Origin of the sequence: Rhodococcus sp. YH3-3 (assembly GCF_001653035.1) — a bacterium.
In the GTDB taxonomy this organism is placed as follows: domain Bacteria; phylum Actinomycetota; class Actinomycetes; order Mycobacteriales; family Mycobacteriaceae; genus Rhodococcus_F; species Rhodococcus_F qingshengii.
Map to the genome: position 1 here is coordinate 2,327,951 of NZ_BCWH01000001.1, position 22,038 is coordinate 2,349,988.

The 22,038-nt window shown below is 61.9% G+C and carries 1 protein-coding gene (running past one end of the window); it reads left to right on the top strand.

The window, feature by feature from the left end; translation table 11 throughout:
- Positions 1 to 22,038, top strand: the 5' portion of a protein-coding gene (locus YH3_RS10995) for a non-ribosomal peptide synthase/polyketide synthase (RefSeq protein WP_154100288.1). It continues 6,708 nt past the right edge of the window; the window shows 22,038 of its 28,746 coding nt (coding positions 1-22,038); it begins with the start codon at positions 1 to 3; the stop codon falls past the right edge of the window.

Here is a 22,038-nt window from a genome sequence, read left to right on the forward strand (position 1 = left end):
GTGAATTCGCTGGGTAACGGAGAACTGGGGAGCGGCAAGCCGGAGGTCGGCAGCTCGCCGGAAGACGTTCAGCGATCCGACGCATTCCCGCTTTCCGCGGCCCAGCTCGGTATGTGGTTCGCGCAACACCTCGATCCCGCCGTTCCGGTCAACATCGCTCAGTACGTCGAACTCCGTGGTGCTCTGGAACTTGACGCCCTTCGCCAGGCCTGCGCAGACGCCGGTCGCGAAATCGGGTCGGCCTTCGTCCGGATCTTCGAGATCGACGCCCAGCCTTACCAGATCATCGACCCCACACTCGATGATTCGGTCGGTTACGTCGACCTTCGTAGTGAAGACGACTCGCACGACGCTGCCATGCGGTGGATGCGAGCAGATCGCAGCCGGCCGATCGACATGCTCACGGACCGCTTGATCTCTGCCACGATCCTGCGGCTCGGCGAGAATCGCTACTACTGGTACACGCGGGTCCACCACACAATTCTCGACGGATTCGGTGCGTCGACGTTCGTCACTCGTGTGGCGGAGCTGTACTCGGCGCGCGTGGAGGGCCGGGATCCGGAGCCGAGTGAGGCCTCCGATCTCCGGAACGTCTACGAGGTGGACAACAAGTACCGCCAGTCGAGTCGTTTCGAAACCGATCGCAAGTACTGGGCAGACAAGATCGAGAATCTCGACGAGATCTCGAGCCTCGCGGGTCGAAGTGCCGCGCCGGCTCCAGTCAGTCGGATCGACAGTGCAGCGCTGTCCAACCACGTCGAGGCTCTGCTCGGGCGGTTCCTCGAGCGCATCGAGAAGACCACTGTTGCCGGCACTGTCGTCGCGGCGTTTGCGGCGTACCTCGCTCAGATGACCGGGCGAGAGGACGTGTCGCTGAGTCTGCCCGTTTCCGGTCGAACAACAGCCGTGCTGCGTCGATCCGGAGGCATGGTCTCCAACGTCGTGCCGCTGCGACTGACCGTCACTGCGGACACCACCGTCCAGGAGCTTCTGGACGACGTCAGGAACGAAATGTCCGGCGCACTGCGCCACCAGCGATACCGACACGAGGACATGGTTCGCGGCGGTGACGGGCCGGGCCGGGGCGGATTCTTCGGCCCGTGGATCAACATCATGATGTTTTCCACCGAGTTGGCGTTCGGGCCCCTCGTCGGCGAACTTCACATCTTGTCCACGGGTTTGATCGAAGACCTCGGTGTCAACCTGTATCAGAGCGTCGGCGATACCCGCACACACATCGACTTCGAGTCGAATCCCAATCTGTACGCGCCCGCGGACGCCCAGCGAAATCACTCGCGGTTCGTAGAGTTTCTCGAGAAGTTCGTCTCGGCCGAAACGAGCCGCAAGGTCTGGGATCTTCCTGTCGCAACCGACGAGGAGCGAAACAAGGTTGCCTTGTGGAACCGCACCGGCTTCCACGTTGCCTCGCAGACCATCACCGAAGCATTCGAGCGTCAGGTCGAGAGAACTCCCGATGCCACCGCTGTCGTTTTCGAAGGCGCCAGCCTCACGTACGCCGAATTCGACTCTCGCGCAAATGGTTTGGCTCGTCAACTCATCGCCATGGGTGTTGGGCCCGAATCGCTTGTAGGACTGTCGATCCGCAGGTCTTTGGACTTGATGGTCGGTCTGTACGCGATTGCCAAGGCCGGCGGAGCCTGGGTACCGGTGGATCCCGACCACCCAGCCGACCGCACCGCCTACATGCTCGAGTCGGCGCAGCCCACGTGTGTTGTGACCACTGCGCGGGACGACGTGGATCTGCCCTCGAGCACACGGGTCATCGAGATCGACACACTGGACTATGGGCAGCTCGACAGCAGGCCGATCGTCAACGCGGATCGCCTGTCTCCCTTGCATTTCTCGAACACTGCGTACGTGATCTACACCTCGGGTTCGACCGGTCGACCCAAGGGTGTCGCGGTCACTCACGCGGCGATCAACAATCAGCTTCAGTGGATGAACGCCGAGTACGGGCTTTCGGCGTCGGACATCTACCTGCAGAAGACCGCTACGACATTCGACGTGTCGCTGTGGGGATTTTTCATGCCGTTGCAGGTCGGCGCCACGCTCGTCGTCGCGACTCCGGACGGTCATCGAGACCCGATCTACGTGGCGAACAAGATCGCGGAGCTCGGCGTCACGATCACCGACTTCGTGCCATCCATGCTCACGCTGTTCACGGCGAATGCACCTGCCGGATCTTGTGATTCGTTGCGCCACGTGTTTGTCATCGGCGAGGCGCTCCCGCCCGAGACGTCTTCCGCCTTCCGCGAACTCTGTGGAGCCGGACTGCACAACCTGTACGGTCCGACCGAAGCCGCGGTATCGGTCACGTACTACGAGGCCGTGGCCACGGATACTACTTCCGTGCCGATCGGTATGCCGCAGTGGAACACTCAGGCGCACGTACTGGACGGGCAACTTCGCCCGACCCCCATCGGGCAGCCGGGTGAGCTCTATCTCGCCGGCGTTCAACTCGCGCGCGGATACGTTGGTCGACCGGACCTGAGCTCGGATCGGTTCGTAGCCAATCCGTACGGCACGGCCGGTGAGCGTATGTACCGGACCGGCGACCTCGTTCGTCGCCGTGAGGACGGAAATCTCGACTACATCGGGCGTACAGACTTCCAGGTGAAGTTCCGCGGGCAGCGCATCGAACTCGGCGAGATCGAGACCGTCCTTCTGGCGGACCCCGACGTTTCGCAGGCTGTCGTTTTGGTGACCGTCACCCCGACCGGTGATCAATTGGTCGGCTACGTAGTGCCGGGTCCAGGCCGAAACATCGATGCTGCGGTGCTCAGTGAGTTCGCCGGCCGAAGCCTCCCGTCGTACATGGTTCCGGCCGCGTTGATGGTGCTCGATGCGTTGCCGCTCAACACGAGTGGCAAATTGGATCGTGCCGGGTTGCCCGAGCCGGTGTTCGCGAGTGCGAAGCAGTACCGCGAGCCCCGCACCGAAATCGAACGCATCGTGGCGGACGTGTTTGCCGACGTTCTCGGTGTCGAGCGCGTCGGTATCGATGACGACTTCTTCGAGCTCGGTGGAAACTCTCTGGTTGCAACACAATTGGTGACGCGAGTGGGTTCGGCATTGGGAGTGCAACTCGGCGTTCGAGAGCTCTTCGAATCCACCACGGTCGCCACCCTGGCGGCCCGCGCCGAGTCGGTGGCGGGCAACGCCAGGCAGCTCACCCCGCTGATCGCCAAGCCTCGTCCCGAGGTCGTCCCGCTCTCGCTTGCGCAGCAGCGCATGTGGTTCATCAACCGTCTCGATCCGTCGACGCCCGCCTACAATCTTCCGTTCACAGTCCGGCTCACCGGTTCGGTGGACCCGTCCGCCCTGCATGCCGCGGTGATGGATCTTCTCGAGCGACACGAGTCCTTGCGGACGATCTACCCTGATGTCGACGGAACCGCGCAACAGCTGGTTCTGCCGGTCGACCGGGCCGCGGTGGAGTTGAATCCGGTCAAGATTCGGAATTCGCATCTCGACGCGGCGCTGTTCGACGTGGCGTCTCGCGGCTTCGACGTGACGCTCGAAATCCCGGTACGGGTTGCCCTCTTCGAGGTGTCTCCGACGGACTACGTCCTGGTGATGGTTCTCCATCACATCGCTGCAGACGGACTGTCGTTCCGTCCGCTCGCACGTGACCTTCTCGTCGCCTACTCGGCGCGAAGTGAGAAGTCTGCGCCGGCGTGGACGCCGCTGCCAATTCAGTACGCCGACTACGCCGTGTGGCAGCGCGAAGCACTGGGATCCGACGAAGACCCGCGCTCGGAGTCGTCTCGCCAGATAAACTTCTGGCGCCGGGCACTTGCCGATCTGCCGGATCAGTTGGATCTGCCGACCGACCGACCTCGTCCTGCCATCGCGTCCAATCACGGCGCCAAGCACCATTTTCAGATCAGCGAACGCACGACGCGCAAGTTGAACGAGTTGGCGCGCTCGAGGAGCGTCTCGCTGTTCATGGTGTTGCAGGCGGCATATGCAACGCTGTTGAGCCGGCTCAGTGGTACCTCCGACATCGCGATCGGTGCCCCGATCGGTGGGCGAGGCGATCAAGCGCTCAACGACGTGATCGGCATGTTCGTGAACACCCTGGTGCTTCGCACCGAGGTCGATCCGAACGAACGATTCGAAGAGTTGCTCGCTCGGGTAAGGGAATCGGGCTTGTCTGCCTACGGGCATGCCGATGTGCCGTTCGAGCGGTTGGTCGAAGTCCTGAGTCCGGCGCGTTCGCAGGCTCGTCACCCGCTGTTCCAGGTTGCGCTCACTGCGGAGATCAGTGGACGACGCGAACTGGAATTCTCAGGTGTCAAAGCAGTTGCAGCTGAATTGGAAGTCCCGGTCGCCAAATTCGATCTCGAGCTCATGGTGTCCGAGAATCCTGAAGGCAGCGAAGACTCGGACGTCTTGAGCGCCACCTTCACCTATGCCACGGACCTGTTCGATCCGGCCACGGTGAACACTTTCGCTACTCGGTTCGTGCGCATCCTCGATGCCGTGGCTACCCGTCCTGAAACGATCGTCGGCGATATCGACCTGCTCTCACGCTCCGAGCGCACCGATCTGACGGTCGTAGCCGCGGATGACACGATGCCCCGGCAGAGTCTCGTCGACATCTTCCTGTCCGGCACGGCTGAGGCGGATTCGGTTGCTGTGCGCTTCGAGGGTCGATCGATCACCTATCGAGAGCTCGATGAGCAGTCGTCGAAGCTCGCTCGGGTTCTGATCGGACGTGGCGCCGGCCCCGAGACCATTGTTGCTCTCGCCTTTCCTCGCTCGTACGAGATGGTCTGTGCAGTATGGGCGGTGGCGAAGTCAGGGGCGGCATACGTCCCAGTCGACCCGAGTTATCCGGAAGATCGTGTCCGGCACATGCTGGCCGATTCTTCGGCCGCGATCGGACTCACGTCGGGACAGTTCGTAGATCAGCTTCCTGCGGTCACAGAATGGTTGGTCCTTGACGGCCAGGCGCTGAACGGAGAACTGTCGGCGCAATCTTCAGCGCCGGTCACGGACGAGGACCGAATCGCTCCGATTCACAGTTCTCACGTTGCATATGTCATTTACACATCCGGTTCCACGGGAAAACCGAAGGGTGTCAGCGTCACTCACGGTGGACTCCGTGGCGTCAGAGACGCAGCACAGCGTCGCTACGGGGTAGAACAGTCCTCGCGCTTCCTCCATATCTGTTCACCGAGCTTCGACCCGTCGGTACTCGAATGGATGGTCGCCTTCTCCGCGGGTGCAACTTTGGTGATCGTTCCGTCGACAATTATCGGTGGACACGAGTTGTCGGATCTTCTTCATTCCGAGAAGGTCACACACGCGATCATCACTCCCGCAGTACTCGGGACCATGGAGCCGGCAGAGCTGCCTGAATTGCGAGTCGTCTCCGTCGGCGGTGACGTGACCACTCCCGAGTTGCTGGCGAAATGGGCCCCAGGGCGCGCCTACTTCAATGGGTACGGTCCGACCGAGACCACGATCATCTCGTCGTTCGGCGATCTCGCGATCGGCCGATCGATCGACATCGGGCGTCCCGTCGAGGGCATGTCGGCACTGGTACTCGACGAGCGTCTGCATCCTGTTCCAGTCGGTACCAGGGGAGAGCTCTACTTTGCGGGCGCTGCCTTGGCTCGCGGCTACCACGAGCGGCGAGGTCTTTCTGCGGAACGGTTTGTTGCCAACCCGTATTCGCCGGACGGCGAGCGAATGTACCGGACCGGCGATGTCGTGCGCTGGACCGGCGGTGACGCGCGCGGTGACGCGGGGGTCCTCGAATACGTCGGCCGCAGTGACTTCCAGGTCAAGGTTCGCGGATTCCGTATCGAACTCGGTGAGATCGACGCAGTTCTGTCGTCGCACGAGTCTGTGCGCTTCGCGGTGACAGTCGGAAGCGAAGGCGCGGCGGGTGTCACAACCCTCGTTTCCTACGTCGAACTGGCTGACGGGTCGAGTTTCGATCGGGACGTGCTCGCCTCGTTCGTGGCGGAGGCTCTGCCGAGCTACATGGTTCCGTCCGTCATCATGGAACTCGCTGAGGTTCCGTTGACCCCGGTGGGCAAATTGGATCGCCGGGCTTTGCCGGAGCCTGTTTTCGAGGTCCGCGAGTTTCGTGCACCCACCACGCCGGTGGAAGAGATTGTCGCGCAGGTGATTGCGGATGTTCTCGGAGTGGAACGAGTCGGCCTCGACGACGACTTCTTTGAACTCGGTGGCAACTCCCTGGTGGCTACTCAGGTCACCTCCCGATTGGGCCGGGCGCTCGACACTACGGTGCCGGTGCGAACGCTATTCGACGTTTCCACCGTCGAAGCGCTCGCCGCACACATCGAGTCGCACGTAGGTAGCGGCGGGCAGAAGGCGCTCGTCGCACAGGTGCGTCCCGCGGAAATTCCGTTGTCGCTGGCGCAGCAGCGCATGTGGTTCCTGAACCGCTTCGACACCGACTCAGCTGCTTACAACATCACTTTTGCTCTGCACCTGACTGGTCATCTCGATACTGCCGCGATGGAAATGGCGCTGGAGGACGTACTGGCCCGGCATGAGGTGCTCCGAACGGTATATCCGGACGGGGCTTCCGGACCGAAGCAGTCGATTCTGTCGCTCTCGGAGGCGTTCGGCGGGCTGACCGTGGAGTCGGTTTCGGATCAGGACGAGCTCGAAAGTCGAGTCGCTGCAATCGGATCCTCAGCGATCGACGTCACCGTCGACGTGCCGATCCGTGTCCGCCTGTTGACGGTCAGCGACACCGAGCACACCCTTGCGATCGTGGTTCATCACATCGCCGCTGACGGTTGGTCGATGGCGCCCCTGGCTCGCGATGTCATGATTGCCTACTCGGCACGCAAGGACGGGATCGCGCCGGCGTGGCAGCCGTTGACTGTGCAGTACGCCGACTATTCGTTGTGGCAGCGTGAGGTTCTGGGGTCGGAAGACGACTCGGAATCACTGATCTCGCAGCAGATCTCGTACTGGACCGAGACTCTGGCAGACCTACCGGATGTGATCGAGCTTCCGTCGGACCGGTCTCGGCCTGATGTGGCGTCGATGCGCGGCGAGCGATTTGCGTTCGAGATCTCCGGGGATGTGCACCGTCGATTGGACGCGCTGGCACGGGAGAACAACGCGACGCTCTTCATGGCGTTGCACTCGGCGCTTGCCGTTCTGATGGCCCGACTGAGCGGGACCTCGGACATCGCCGTGGGCACTCCCGTTGCCGGTCGCGGGGACGAGGCGCTCGACGATCTCGTCGGTATGTTCGTCAACACGCTTGTTCTGCGCACCGAGGTCGACCAGGCCCAGGCATTCACGGATCTGCTGGCTGCGGCGAGTGATTCCGCGCTCGGAGCGTTCGCTCACTCGGACGTGCCCTTCGAGCGGTTGGTGGACGTCTTGGCTCCCGCCCGGTCGCAGGCCAGACATCCGCTCTTCCAGGTTGTGCTGTCCTTGCAGAATCTCGCGCAAACGGCATTGGAACTGCCGGGACTGGCGATCAAGGCCGCCGAAATCGACACGACCACTGCCAAGTTCGACCTCGAACTCGCAGTAACAGAGTCGATCGGCGAAGACGGGATCCAGCAAGGGCTCTCGGCCGAATTCACGTTTGCTGCAGATCTGTTCGACGTTTCGACGGTCGAGGGGTTTGCTCGGCGTCTGGTTCGTATCCTCGAGACTGTCGTGTCGGTTCCTTCGATTGTCGTCGGTGACATCGATATTCTCGATGCGGCCGAGCGGGGTGTGCTGGCCGATGTTCATGGAGGTCAGTCGGTCTCGGGAACCCTGGTCGAGATCCTCACAGCGGCGGCCGCTGTGGATCCGTCGGCGGATGCGATTCGCTTCGACGGTCAGTCGATCAGCTACCGCGAACTCGACGAGCGGTCGTCGCGACTCGCTCGTGTTCTGATTGAGAAGGGCGTCGGGCCGGAGGATCGGGTCGCGATCGCGATTCCGCGTTCGGCCGATTCGGTTCTCGCTCTGTGGGCAGTGGTGAAAACGGGTGCTGCATTCGTGCCCGTCGACCCGACGTATCCGGTTGACCGTATCGCCCACATGATCTCCGATTCCGGTGCGGTGCTGGGTCTTGCGCTCAGTGACGTCGAGGCAGGATTGCCGTCGGCGTTGACGTGGGTTGTTCTCGACGACGAGAAGACAGTGGCGGCGTGCGCGGCAGAATCTTGCGCGCCGGTGAGTGATTCGGATCGACGCAGTGCGATCGACGAGCGGCAGCCTGCTTACGTCATCTACACCTCTGGCACCACGGGTCTGCCCAAGGGCGTTGTGGTCACCAATGCGGGTGTGGCGAACTTCTGCGCCGAGCAGGTCGAGCGCTATGCGCTGACCGCGGATGCTCGGACGCTGCATTTCGCCTCGCCGAGTTTCGATGCTTCTGTTCTCGAGTTGCTGATGGCATTCGGAGCAGCATCGACGATGGTGATTGCGCCGACGACGGTGTACGGCGGCGCGGAATTGGCCGAGATCTTGCGCTCGGAGGGCGTGACGCATGCGTTCGTGACGCCCGCTGCGCTGGCATCAGTGGATCCGAGCGGGCTCGACGCGTTGCGGGTGGTTGTCGTCGGTGGCGAAGCCAGTTCGCGGTCTCTCGTTGCCAAGTGGGCGGTGCCGCTTCCGGATGGCGGTGTGCGTGGATTCTTCAATGCGTACGGTCCGACGGAGTCGACAGTCGCCTCGAACATCAGCGATACGCTGACCGCGTTTGATCGTATGAACATCGGCGGCCCGATTCGGGGAATGGCCGCGCGGATCTTGGACGGCCGCTTGCAGCCCGTTCCGGTTGGTGTCGCAGGTGAGTTGTACGTGTCGGGTGTTCAGGTCGCTCGTGGATACCTGGGACAGCCGGCATTGACAGCGGGTCGTTTTGTCGCAGACCCGTTCGGGGCGCCGGGAGAGCGGTTGTACCGCACGGGTGACGTGGTCCGGTGGATCGACGGTGGCGCAGTGGAGTACGTGGGCCGCAGTGACTTCCAGGTCAAGATCCGTGGGTTCCGTATCGAACTCGGCGAGATCGAGGCCGCGCTGACCCGTTGCGCGGGCGTTGCGCAAGCTGTTGCTCTCGTTCGTTCCGACGATCACTTCGGAGATCGTCTCGTTGCATACGTCGTGCCGCAGGCCGGCGCCGAGGTGGATCCCGCACAGGTCATCGAGTCGGTGTCGACGTTCCTGACCGGCTACATGGTCCCCGACTCGGTACTGGTACTCGATTCGATTCCGTTGACCACCGCGGGCAAGACGGACATCAAGGCTCTGCCCTCGCCCGTGTTCGAGTCCAAGGTGTACCAGGCGCCGATCACGACCGTCGAAGAGACTGTCGCGCAGGTGTTCTCCGAAGTTCTCGGAGTCGCACAGGTTGGCCGCGACGACGATTTCTTCGAACTCGGCGGCAACTCGTTGATCGCGACCCGTGTCGCCGCTCGGCTGGGAGAGGCGCTCGACACAAGCGTTCCGGTTCGTGCGCTCTTCGAAGCGTCGACCGTGCAGTCACTCGCCGTCCGGCTCGAGCTGCACGCCGGTTCGGGCGCCACCGCCCCACTGGTGCAGCAGCCCCGGCCAGCTCGGATCCCACTTTCGTTGGCGCAGCAGCGCATGTGGTTCCTGAACAGGTTCGAACCCGCGTCGGCAGTGAACAACGTCCCGGCGGCGATCAGGATTTCGGGCGCCCTCGATGTGGCAGCTCTTGACGCCGCCGTGATCGATGTCGTGGGCCGACACGAATCACTGCGAACTGTGTATCCAGACGTCGACGGCGTCGGCTATCAGGACGTCCTCGACGTCCAAGACGTTGTCGTCGACCTCAGCCCCGTGTCGATCACGGAAGATCGCCTGGCTGCGGGCGTCGCCGAGCTGGCGACAGTCGGCTTCGACGTGACGTCCGAAGTCCCGTTGCGCGCCAAGCTCTTCAAAGTCGGCGACAGCGAATACGTTCTGGTGTTCGTCGTGCATCACATCTCGACCGACGGTTTCTCGATGGGCCCGTTGACCCGCGACGTCATGACCGCCTACTACGCCCGAACCAACGGCCAGGCTCCGACCTGGACGCCGTTGCCGGTGCAGTACGCCGACTATTCGTTGTGGCAGCGTGAGGTTCTCGGGTCCGAGGACGATCCGCGGTCCGTGATCGCGAAGCAGATTGCGTTCTGGTCGGATGCGTTGGCTGATCTTCCGGAGCAGTTGGATCTGCCTGCCGATCGTCCTCGTCCCGAGGTCGCTTCAGGGCGCGGAGCCGAGGTCGAGTTCGATATCGACGCCACCCTGCACGAAGCTGTCAATTCGATTGCGCACAGCAGTAACTCGACACCATTCATGGTTGTTCACGCAGCGCTCGCCGTCGTACTTTCTCGTTTGTCCGCAACGACCGACATCGCGATCGGTACACCGATCGCGGGTCGCGGTGAGGCGCAGCTCGACGATCTGATCGGTATGTTCGTCAACACTTTGGTGTTGCGTACCGAGGTTGATCCGTCGATGTCGTTCACGGATCTGTTGGCGTCGGCGCGTGAAGTGGATCTACAGGCGTTCGCGCATGCGGATGTTCCGTTCGAGCGTGTGGTGGAGGTTCTCGATCCGGTTCGTTCGCAGGCTCGTCATCCGCTGTTCCAGGTGGCATTGACGTTCCAGAACCACGAACAGACAACGCTCGAACTGGGCGACCTCGAAGTGTCGATCGAAAGTGCCGATCTTGCGCTGGCGAAATTCGACCTCCAGTTGACCCTGACCGAACGAACCGACGAGGCCGGCGCACCCGCCGGAATGTCCGCCTCTTTGACGTATGCGACGGATCTGTTCGACGAGTCGACCGTTGTGGAATTCGGTGATCGGCTGGTAAGGACCTTCCGTGCGGTGACTGCTGATCCCACCGTAGCGGTGGGTGACGTTGACATCTTGGTCGATGGAGAACGAAACCTGCTGTCCCGCTTCAGTGCCGGCCAGATCGATCGTGGTGTGGATTCGACGTTGTCGGCGTGGTTCGATGATGCTGCTGCGCGGTTTGGTGATCGGGTTGCGGTGCGGTTCGGTGGCGAGTCGTTGTCGTATGGTGAGTTGTCGGTGCGGGCTAATCGTTTGGCGCGCAGGTTGATTGCTCAGGGTTGTGGTCCGGAGTCGTTGGTGGCGGTGGCGTTGCCGCGGTCGGCGGATCTGGTGGTGGCGTTGTTGGCGGTGGTGAAGTCCGGTGCGGGGTATTTGCCGGTGGATCCGTCGTATCCGGCTGATCGTGTCGAGTTCATGTTGGCTGATGCTGCTCCGGTGGCTGCGATTTCGTGGTCCGGGCGTGAGTTGGTGTTGCCCGCTGGTTTGCCTGTGGTTGATATCGACGCGGTGGATGTGTCGGAGTTCGATGGTTCGGTGGTTTCGGATGCGGATCGTGTTGCGCCGTTGCGGTCGTCGAATGTTGCGTATGTGATTTACACGTCGGGTTCGACGGGTCGCCCGAAGGGTGTGCAGGTTCCGCACACGACGGTGGCGAAGTTGTTTGCGAATACTGAGAGTGTGTACGGGTTCGACGAATCCGATGTGTGGACGATGTTCCACAGTTATGCGTTCGACTTCTCGGTGTGGGAGTTGTGGGGTCCGCTGTTGTACGGCGGCACGTTGGTGGTTGTGGATTATGTGACGTCGCGGTCGCCGGAGCAGTTCTTGGAGTTGCTTGCTGCTGAGCGGGTGACGGTGCTCAATCAGACGCCGTCGGCGTTCTATCAGTTGGCCGAGGCTGATCGGTTGGCGTCGGAATCCGGTCGGGCTGCTGAGTTGTCGTTGCGGTGGGTTGTTTTCGGCGGCGAGGCGCTCGAGCTGCGTCGCTTGTCGGATTGGTACGGCCGCCGCGGTGACTTCGCGCCGACGTTGGTGAACATGTACGGCATCACGGAGACGACGGTGCATGTGAGCCATCGTGTGTTGGATGCTGCGTTGGTGGCGGATGCGTCGGCGAGTGTTGTGGGTCAGGCTATTTCGGGTCTGCAGGTGTTCGTGCTCGATACGCGTTTGGCTCCGGTGCCTGTTGGTGTCGCGGGTGAGATGTATGTCTCTGGTGTTCAGTTGGCTCGGGGTTATCTGGGTCAGGCGGGGTTGACGTCGACGCGGTTTGTGGCGAATCCGTTCAATGCCGGCGAGGTGTTGTACCGCACGGGTGACGTCGCGTCGTGGAACAGTGCTGGTGATTTGGAGTATCTGGGTCGCGCGGATGATCAGGTGAAGATCCGTGGTTTCCGGATCGAGATCGGTGAGATCGAGTCTGCGGTGTTGGCGGATGTGTCGGTGGCGCAGACGGCGGTGGTTGTCCGTGAGGATTCTCCGGGTGATCAGCGGTTGGTGGCGTATGTGGTTCCGGCTGCGGGTGTGAGCGTTTCGGTCGACGATGTCCGCACCGGTGTGGGTTCGTTGTTGCCGGAGTACATGGTGCCGTCGGCGTTTGTGGTGTTGGATTCGATTCCGTTGACGGTGAACGGGAAGTTGGATCGTCGGGCGTTGCCGGTTCCGTCGTTGCAGGTTGCGGTGTTCCGTGCTCCGACGTCGGTGGTGGAAGAGGTTGTTGCGCAGACGTTTGCGGATGTTCTGGGCGTCGAGCGTGTTGGTTTGGATGATGATTTCTTCGCGCTCGGTGGTAATTCGCTGATTGCGACGCAGGTGACGTCTCGGTTGGGTCAGGCGTTGGATGCTTCGGTGTCGGTGCGGGAGTTGTTCGAGGCGTCGACGGTGGAGGCGTTGGCTGCTCGTTTGGGTTCTCATGTCGGTGGCGGTTCACGTGCGGCGTTGACTGCGCAGGTGCGTCCGGTTCGGGTTCCGTTGTCGTTGGCGCAGCAGCGCATGTGGTTCCTCAACCGATTCGACACCGATTCTGCTGTCAACAATGTCCCTGTTGCCGTTCGGCTCACGGGTGCGCTCGATCTGGCGGCCCTGAATTCGGCAGTTCACGACGTTATCGGCCGCCACGAGGTTCTGCGCACGGTCTACCCCGAGGTCGACGGCGTCGGCTACCAGAAGATCTGCTCGGTAGAAGATGTCTCGATCGATCTCGGCGCAGAACGCGTCACAGACGACCGAATCCAGGCGGAGCTGTATTCGTTCTTCGCCCAGGGCTTCGATGTCACTGTCGAGGTTCCGTTGCGCGCCAAGCTTTTTCAGGTCGCCGATGACGACTTCGTGTTGTCGTTCGTGATGCATCACATCTCGACCGACGGCTTCTCGATGGGCCCGTTGACCCGCGACGTCATGACCGCCTACTACGCCCGAACCAACGGCCAGGCTCCGACCTGGACGCCGTTGCAGGTGCAGTACGCCGACTATTCGTTGTGGCAGCGTGAGGTTCTCGGGTCCGAGGACGATCCGCAGTCCATGATCGCGAAGCAGATTGCGTTCTGGTCGGATGCGTTGGCTGATCTTCCGGAGCAGTTGGATCTGCCTGGTGATCGTCCGCGTCCCGAGATTGCTTCAGGGCGCGGCGCCAATCACAGTTTCACCATCGAACCGCAGCTGTGGTCTGAGCTGGACGAACTGGCCAAGGCAACGAACGCAACTCCGTTCATGGTTGTTCACTCGGCTCTGGCGGTGCTGTTGGCACGACTGTCCGCGACGACCGACATTGCGATCGGTGCCCCGATCGCGGGTCGTGGTGAAGCCGAGCTCGATGACGTGATCGGTATGTTCGTCAATACCTTGGTGCTGCGTACCGAGGTTGATCCGTCGATGTCGTTTGCCGAGTTGTTGGCGTCGGCGCGTGAGGTGGATTTGCAGGCGTTCGCGCATGCGGATGTTCCGTTCGAGCGTGTGGTGGAGGTTCTCGATCCGGTTCGTTCGCAGGCTCGTCATCCGTTGTTCCAGGTGGCGTTGACGTTCCAGAACCTTGGACAGAGTGCTCTCGAACTGCCCGGACTCACCGCCGCTGCTGTGGAATTCGACGCAGCACTGGCCAAGTTCGATCTGCAATTCACACTTGAAGACGTCGCTGACGCCGGTATGTCCGGCACCCTGACCTACGCGACGGATCTGTTCGACGCGTCGACAGCGGCCGAGTTCGCTGATCGGTTCGTGTCCGTCCTCCGTGGCGTTGTCGCGAATCCGGCCGCTGCCGTTGGCGACGTGGATGTTATGAGCGCCGGTGAGTTGGATCGCGTTCTGTCATGGAGCGACACGGGTGTCGACAGTGGTGTGGATTCGACGTTGTCGGCGTGGTTCGATGATGCTGCTGCGCGGTTTGGTGATCGGGTTGCGGTGCGGTTCGGTGGCGAGTCGTTGTCGTATGGTGAGTTGTCGGTGCGGGCTAATCGTTTGGCGCGCAGGTTGATTGCTCAGGGTTGTGGTCCGGAGTCGTTGGTGGCGGTGGCGTTGCCGCGGTCGGCGGATCTTGTGGTGGCGTTGTTGGCGGTGGTGAAGTCCGGTGCGGGGTATTTGCCGGTGGATCCGTCGTATCCGGCTGATCGTGTCGAGTTCATGTTGGCTGATGCTGCTCCGGTGGCTGCGATTTCGTGGTCCGGGCGTGAGTTGGTGTTGCCCGCTGGTTTGCCTGTGGTTGATATCGACGCGGTGGATGTGTCGGAGTTCGATGGTTCGGTGGTTTCGGATGCGGATCGTGTTGCGCCGTTGCGGTCGTCGAATGTTGCGTATGTGATTTACACGTCGGGTTCGACGGGTCGCCCGAAGGGTGTGCAGGTTCCGCACACGACGGTGGCGAAGTTGTTTGCGAATACTGAGAGTGTGTACGGGTTCGACGAATCCGATGTGTGGACGATGTTCCACAGTTATGCGTTCGACTTCTCGGTGTGGGAGTTGTGGGGTCCGCTGTTGTACGGCGGCACGTTGGTGGTTGTGGATTATGTGACGTCGCGGTCGCCGGAGCAGTTCTTGGAGTTGCTTGCTGCTGAGCGGGTGACGGTGCTCAATCAGACGCCGTCGGCGTTCTATCAGTTGGCCGAGGCTGATCGGTTGGCGTCGGAATCCGGTCGGGCTGCTGAGTTGTCGTTGCGGTGGGTTGTTTTCGGCGGCGAGGCGCTCGAGCTGCGTCGCTTGTCGGATTGGTACGGCCGCCGCGGTGACTTCGCGCCGACGTTGGTGAACATGTACGGCATCACGGAGACGACGGTGCATGTGAGCCATCGTGTGTTGGATGCTGCGTTGGTGGCGGATGCGTCGGCGAGTGTTGTGGGTCAGGCTATTTCGGGTCTGCAGGTGTTCGTGCTCGATACGCGTTTGGCTCCGGTGCCTGTTGGTGTCGCGGGTGAGATGTATGTCTCTGGTGTTCAGTTGGCTCGGGGTTATCTGGGTCAGGCGGGGTTGACGTCGACGCGGTTTGTGGCGAATCCGTTCAATGCCGGCGAGGTGTTGTACCGCACGGGTGACGTCGCGTCGTGGAACAGTGCTGGTGATTTGGAGTATCTGGGTCGCGCGGATGATCAGGTGAAGATCCGTGGTTTCCGGATCGAGATCGGTGAGATCGAGTCTGCGGTGTTGGCGGATGTGTCGGTGGCGCAGACGGCGGTGGTTGTCCGTGAGGATTCTCCGGGTGATCAGCGGTTGGTGGCGTATGTGGTTCCGGCTGCGGGTGTGAGCGTTTCGGTCGACGATGTCCGCACCGGTGTGGGTTCGTTGTTGCCGGAGTACATGGTGCCGTCGGCGTTTGTGGTGTTGGATTCGATTCCGTTGACGGTGAACGGGAAGTTGGATCGTCGGGCGTTGCCGGTTCCGTCGTTGCAGGTTGCGGTGTTCCGTGCTCCGACGTCGGTGGTGGAAGAGGTTGTTGCGCAGACGTTTGCGGATGTTCTGGGCGTCGAGCGTGTTGGTTTGGATGATGATTTCTTCGCGCTCGGTGGTAATTCGCTGATTGCGACGCAGGTGACGTCTCGGTTGGGTCAGGCGTTGGATGCTTCGGTGTCGGTGCGGGAGTTGTTCGAGGCGTCGACGGTGGAGGCGTTGGCTGCTCGTTTGGGTTCTCATGTCGGTGGCGGTTCACGTGCGGCGTTGACTGCGCAGGTGCGTCCGGTTCGGGTTCCGTTGTCGTTGGCGCAGCAGCGCATGTGGTTCCTCAACCAGTTGGATACGAGCTCGGCAGGGAACAACGTCCCGGTTGCGATAACTCTCACCGGAGAACTGGACGTCTTGGGGCTGGAGCAAGCGGTCGCCGACGTTATCGGCCGTCACGAGGTTCTGCGCACGGTCTACCCCGAGGTCGACGGCGTCGGCTACCAGAAGATCGTTGCACCGGCTGATGTCGACGTGAACCTCGCTGCAACCTCGGTCTCGGATTCGGAGATCGTTTCCGAGGTAACGAACTTCGTAGCGGCAGGCTTCGACGTGACGGCCGAGGTGCCGTTGCGCGCCAAGCTTTTCCAGATCAAGGCCGACGAGCACGTTCTGGTATTCGTGGTGCATCACATCTCGACCGACGGTTTCTCGATGGGCCCGTTGACCCGCGACGTCATGACCGCCTACTACGCCCGAACCAACGACCAGGCTCCGACCTGGACGCCGTTGCCGGTGCAGTACGCCGACTATTCGTTGTGGCAGCGTGAGGTTCTCGGGTCCGAGGACGATCCGCAGTCCGTCATCGCGCAACAGATCACTTACTGGGCGCAAGCACTGGACGGCGTGCCCGAACAGTTGAATCTTCCGGGGGATCGGGCTCGGCCGGCGGTATTCTCCGGTCAGGGAGCGACATTCGAATTCTCGATCGGTCAGGAATTGCATGAGCGGCTGATCAGCGTGGGCCGGGAACACAATGCGTCGATGTTCATGGTGGTCCATGCGGCTCTGGCGTCGCTTCTCGCTCGTCTGTCGGGAACAACGGACATCAACATCGGTGCACCGATGGCCGGGCGAGGTGAATCCGAACTCGACGATTTGATCGGAATGTTCGTCAACACCCTGGTTTTGCGTACCGAGGTTGATCCTTCGGCGGCGTTCACAACACTTCTGGCCTCGGCTCGGGAAACCGACCTTCAGGCGTTCGCGCACTCGGACCTTCCGTTCGAGCGGCTCGTGGAAGTGCTGGATCCCGTTCGGTCGAGGGCACATCACCCGCTGTTCCAGGTGGCATTGGCATTTCAGAACCTGGGGCAGAACTCGTTGGCTCTGCCCGGTCTGACGGCGGCCGAGTTCGAAATCGACGAGACCGTGGCCAAGTTCGACCTGCAGCTTACGATCAGTGAGGTATCAGAAGGGCTGTCGGCGACGTTCACGTACGCGACGGATCTGTTCGACGAATCGACCGTCCGCGGATTCGCCGCACGATTGATGCGCATTCTGAACGGAATTGCGACGGACCCCGCAACTTCAGTGGGTGACATCGAAATCCTCGACGCGTCCGAGCGTGAGGTTCTGACGAGTCAAAGGGCTTCGTCAGGAGTAGCGCAGGCGCCGTTGGCCGAGATTCTTGCCGACGCTGCTGCGCGCTACCCGGACAACGTCGCTTTGCGCTACCCCGGCACGGCGCAGGCCGCGGCCGGTAGGTCCATGACGTATCGCGAGGTCGACGAGTGGTCGTCGAGGCTGGCCCGCGTTTTGATCAACCGTGGTCTCGGGGCTGAAGATCTTGTGGCGGTGTCGATTCCGAGATCCGTCGAATCGGTACTCGCGGTCTGGGCAGTGTCGAAGACCGGGGCAGCGGTCGTTCCGATCGATCCGCACTATCCGGCAGACCGTATCGCGCACATGCTCAGCGACTCGGGTGCGAAGGTTGGCCTGACCCTCGACGTCGAACGTCCGAATCTCGCCGACGACGTCGAGTGGTTGGTCGTGGACGGACCGCTCGGCGAACAGATGATCGCCGGAGTGTCCGGAGCGCCAATAGATGCCGAGGAACGTGTCCGTGCACTGACGACTGCTCATCCGGCTTGGGTCATCTACACCTCCGGCACGACAGGACTGCCGAAGGGCGTTGTCGCGACCAACGCGGGACTGGCGAGCTTCAGTGTCACGCAGGCCGCGCATTACCTCGTGAAGCCCACCTCGCGGACATTGCACTTCGCGTCACCGAGTTTCGACGCGTCGATGCTCGAGTTGTTCCTCGCGGTGGCCACCGGCGCGACGATGGTCATCGTCCCGCCTGGCGTGTACGGCGGCGACGAACTGGCTGAGGTGTTCCGTAGCGAACGAGTCACGCATGCGTTCATCACACCCGCTGCCCTGGCGTCGATGGACCCGAGCGGCCTGGACGACCTGACGGTGGTAGGCGTGGGTGGCGAAGCGTATTCGCCGGAACTGATCAGCAAGTGGACGACAGGGGACGGATCGGCCGCGTCGGCTTCGGCTCCCAGGACATTCTTGAATGTCTACGGCCCGACCGAGACGACGATCGTGACGAACGTCAGCGTTCCGCTTCTGCCCGGTGACCGAATGGACATCGGCGCCACGATCGGTGACATGGCTGCATTCGTCCTGGACACACGACTCAATCCAGTTCCACTGGGAGTCTCGGGCGAGCTGTATCTGTCCGGTCCTCAGGTGACCCGCGGCTATCATCGTCGTCCAGGCTTGAGTGCCGATCGATTCGTGGCAAACCCGCACGGTAATCCGGGCGAGCGAATGTACCGAACCGGTGACGTGGTGCGCTGGGTCGCTGGAACGGCACCCTCCACCTACGCCGTGGAATACGTGGGCCGCAACGATTTCCAGGTCAAGATTCGCGGTTTCCGTATCGAACTGGGCGAAATCGATGCATCGCTGACGGCACACCCCGAGGTCGAGTTCGCTGCGACGATGGGTACGACCCTGCCGTCGGGTGCCCCGGCGCTGGTGTCGTACGTGTTCACCGGAAAGCACGCTTCGGTCACTTCGGCGGAATTGATCGAATTCGTCTCCAGAACCCTTCCGGCCCATATGGTTCCGGCTTCGGTCATGGTCTCCTCGGACATGCCGCTCAGTCCGGCAGGCAAGCTGGACCGAAAAGCGCTCCCAGCACCGGTTTTCGAGACCAAGGAATTCCGCGCCCCGGTCACCGAGATGGAACAAATCCTGAGCGAGATCTTCGCGGACGTTCTCGGCCTGGATCGCATCGGCACCGACGACTCGTTCTTCGCTCAGGGCGGCGACTCGATCATGTCCATCCAACTCGTCTCTCGTGCGAAGGCACGTGGGGTCGTATTCGCACCCAGTGACGTCTTCGAGAGCAAGACTGTCGCGGCATTGGCCGAAGTGGCGAAGTATGCCGCCGACGTCGAGGCCGCGGTGGTGCTCGAGGAGTTGCCGGGCGGTGGAGTCGGCTGGATGCCGTTGACGCCGATCGAACGATTCATGGTCGAGCGCGGTGGCAGCTACAACCGATTCACGCAGACGATGACTCTCGAGCTTCCACTCGGAGTGCAGCGAGCCGACATCGTGCGAACACTCGCCGCAGTCGTCGACCACCACGACATGTTCCGCTCGCGGCTGATCTCCGACGGTCGCGGATGGGGGATGTCGGTCTCCGAGCCCGGAACCGTGGACGTCGAGGATCTGCTCAGCCGCGTCGATGTCGACGCGGCTGCGGACGAGTCGACAATTGTTCTCACGGCTTCCAAGGGCCTCGACGAGGCTCTCGGCCGGTTGAATCCGGCGGACGGCGTAATGGTTCAGTTCGTGTGGGTCGACTTCGGTCCCACTCGCACCGGGCGCTTGATCATCGCTGCACATCACCTGATCGTCGACGGGGTTTCCTGGCGAATCATCGTTCCGGATCTGGTGTCGGCTGCGGCTCAGATGGCCGGGGCGAGCGGAGCGACGGGGGATGTTGCTCTCGAGCCGACCGGTACGTCGATGCGACGCTGGGCTCATGCTTTGTCCGAAGAGGCCCATCGGGATTCGCGTGTGGCCGAGCTGGATACGTGGCGGAAGGTGTTGCAGACACCGGACCCGGTGCTGGGTAAGAGGGCGTACGACTCTGCCGTCGACGTTGCGGCAACGGTTCAGCGGATAAGCGTGACGGTCCCCACTCAGGTGACGGAGACTCTGTTGACCACGCTGCCGGAGGTTTTCAACGGCGGCGCCAACGACGGCCTGCTCGCTGGACTGGCACTCGCGCTGATCGAGTGGCGTCGCCGAGCCGGAATCGACTCGACGTCTGCTTTGCTGCAACTCGAGGGCCACGGTCGCGAAGAAGCCGTGATTCCTGGCGCGGATCTGTCAAGGACCGTTGGTTGGTTCACCGCTGCCTTCCCGATCAGTCTCGATCTTTCCGAGGTAGATCTGGGTGACGCTTTCGCCGGAGGTGATTCGGCGGGACGCGCGATCAAAGCAGTGAAGGAACAGCTGCTAGCGATCCCGGACAAGGGCGTCGGGTACGGACTGCTGCGCTACCTGAACGAAGACACGCGCGCAGTGCTTTCTCGCTTCGCCGGGGGACAGGTCAGCTTCAACTACCTGGGACGAGTTGTCGCCGAGGATCTTCCGGCAGGCGTCGAGGGACTCGGGTGGCTGCCGGCCGGCGATTTCGCCAACGTGTCGGCACCCGAAGACGTCGACATGCCCGCAAACAAGGTCGTCGACATCAATGCGATCGTCAACGACGGCGCAGACGGTGCTGTTCTGGAGGCCTCTTTCGCATACCCCGTCGGTGCCATCGACGGCGAGAGTGTCGAGACATTTGCACAGATTTGGGTCGAAGCACTGACTGCCCTGGCGGAGCATTCTCGCTCCGTCGGAGCCGGTGGACTCACACCGTCCGACGTGCCGCTTGTCTCCGTGAGCCAACGAGATATCGACGGCTTCGAGAATCGATTCGGTACGGTGACCGACATCTGGCCCCTGGCACCGCTGCAGTCCGGTTTGCTCTTCCACGCGATGCTGGCAGAATCCAGCGTCGACCTCTACTCGGTGCAGATGATTCTCACTCTGTCCGGGAAGGTGGATGCCGACCGCTTGCGCACTGCAGCACAGGGAATCATCGACCGTTATGCGAACCTGCGAACGGCATTCACGGCCGACGACGACGGAACGCCGGTCCAGATAGTCCTCGAAGACGTTCCAGTCCCGTGGCGGAACATCGATCTCAGCGATATTGCGGCCGTCGACCGTGAGGCAGCTCTGAACGAAGTTTTGACGGCTGACCAGGCGACACACTTCGACATGGCGTCACCGCCGTTGATTCGGTTCACCTTCGTCACCATGGCGGAGGGGGACTATCGCTTGGTGGTGGCGAATCACCACATTATTCTCGACGGTTGGTCGGTGCCACTGCTCTTGCAGAACCTGTTGGCGCTGTACGCGACGCGTGGTGACGACTCGGTTCTTCCGCGTGTGCGTAGCTATCGCAATTACCTGGCGTGGCTTGTCGATCAGGATCGTGATCGATCACTCACAGCCTGGGCGGATGTGCTTTCCGGCGTCGAAGAGCCGACGCTGCTTGCTCAGGTCACAGGCGGACAGGAATTCACCGCGCTGTCACAGAAGCTGAACGTGTCGATGTCGTCGGAGACAACCGCGGCGCTCACCGCTCTGGCCGCACGACTCGGGGTCACCGCCAACACGATCGTGCAGAGCGCGTGGGCGGTCCTGCTCGGTGCGTTGACCGGAACCGACGACGTTGTCTTCGGTGCAACAGTGTCCGGCCGGCCACCGGCGCTCACCGGCGTCGAATCGATGGTCGGGTTGTTCATCAACACCCTCCCCGTGCGGGTGCGCCTCGACGCCGCGGAGTCCGTCGAAGAATTGGTTGCCAGGGTCCAGATCGAGCAGGCGAGAATGCTTGATCATCACTATCTCGGTTTGACCGATGTCCAGAAAGCAGCGGACGTCGGAACACTGTTCGACACGTTGGTTGTATTCGAGTCGTACCCGGTCGACCGTGAGGGCCTCGCCGCACAGGCGGATGTTCTCGACGGAATGATGATCGACGACATTGCCTCGGACGATTCCACGAACTACCCGTTGACCCTGCTGATCGCACTCGACGAGCAGTTGCACTTGACGCTGCGGTACCTACCGGACTTCTTCGATGCCGACTACGCAACTGCGTTGCTGGACAGAGTTCTTCGACTGCTCTCCTCCGTAGCCACCGATCCTTCGGTGCGTGTTGGTGACGTTGATATTTTGGATTCTGTTGAGCGTTCG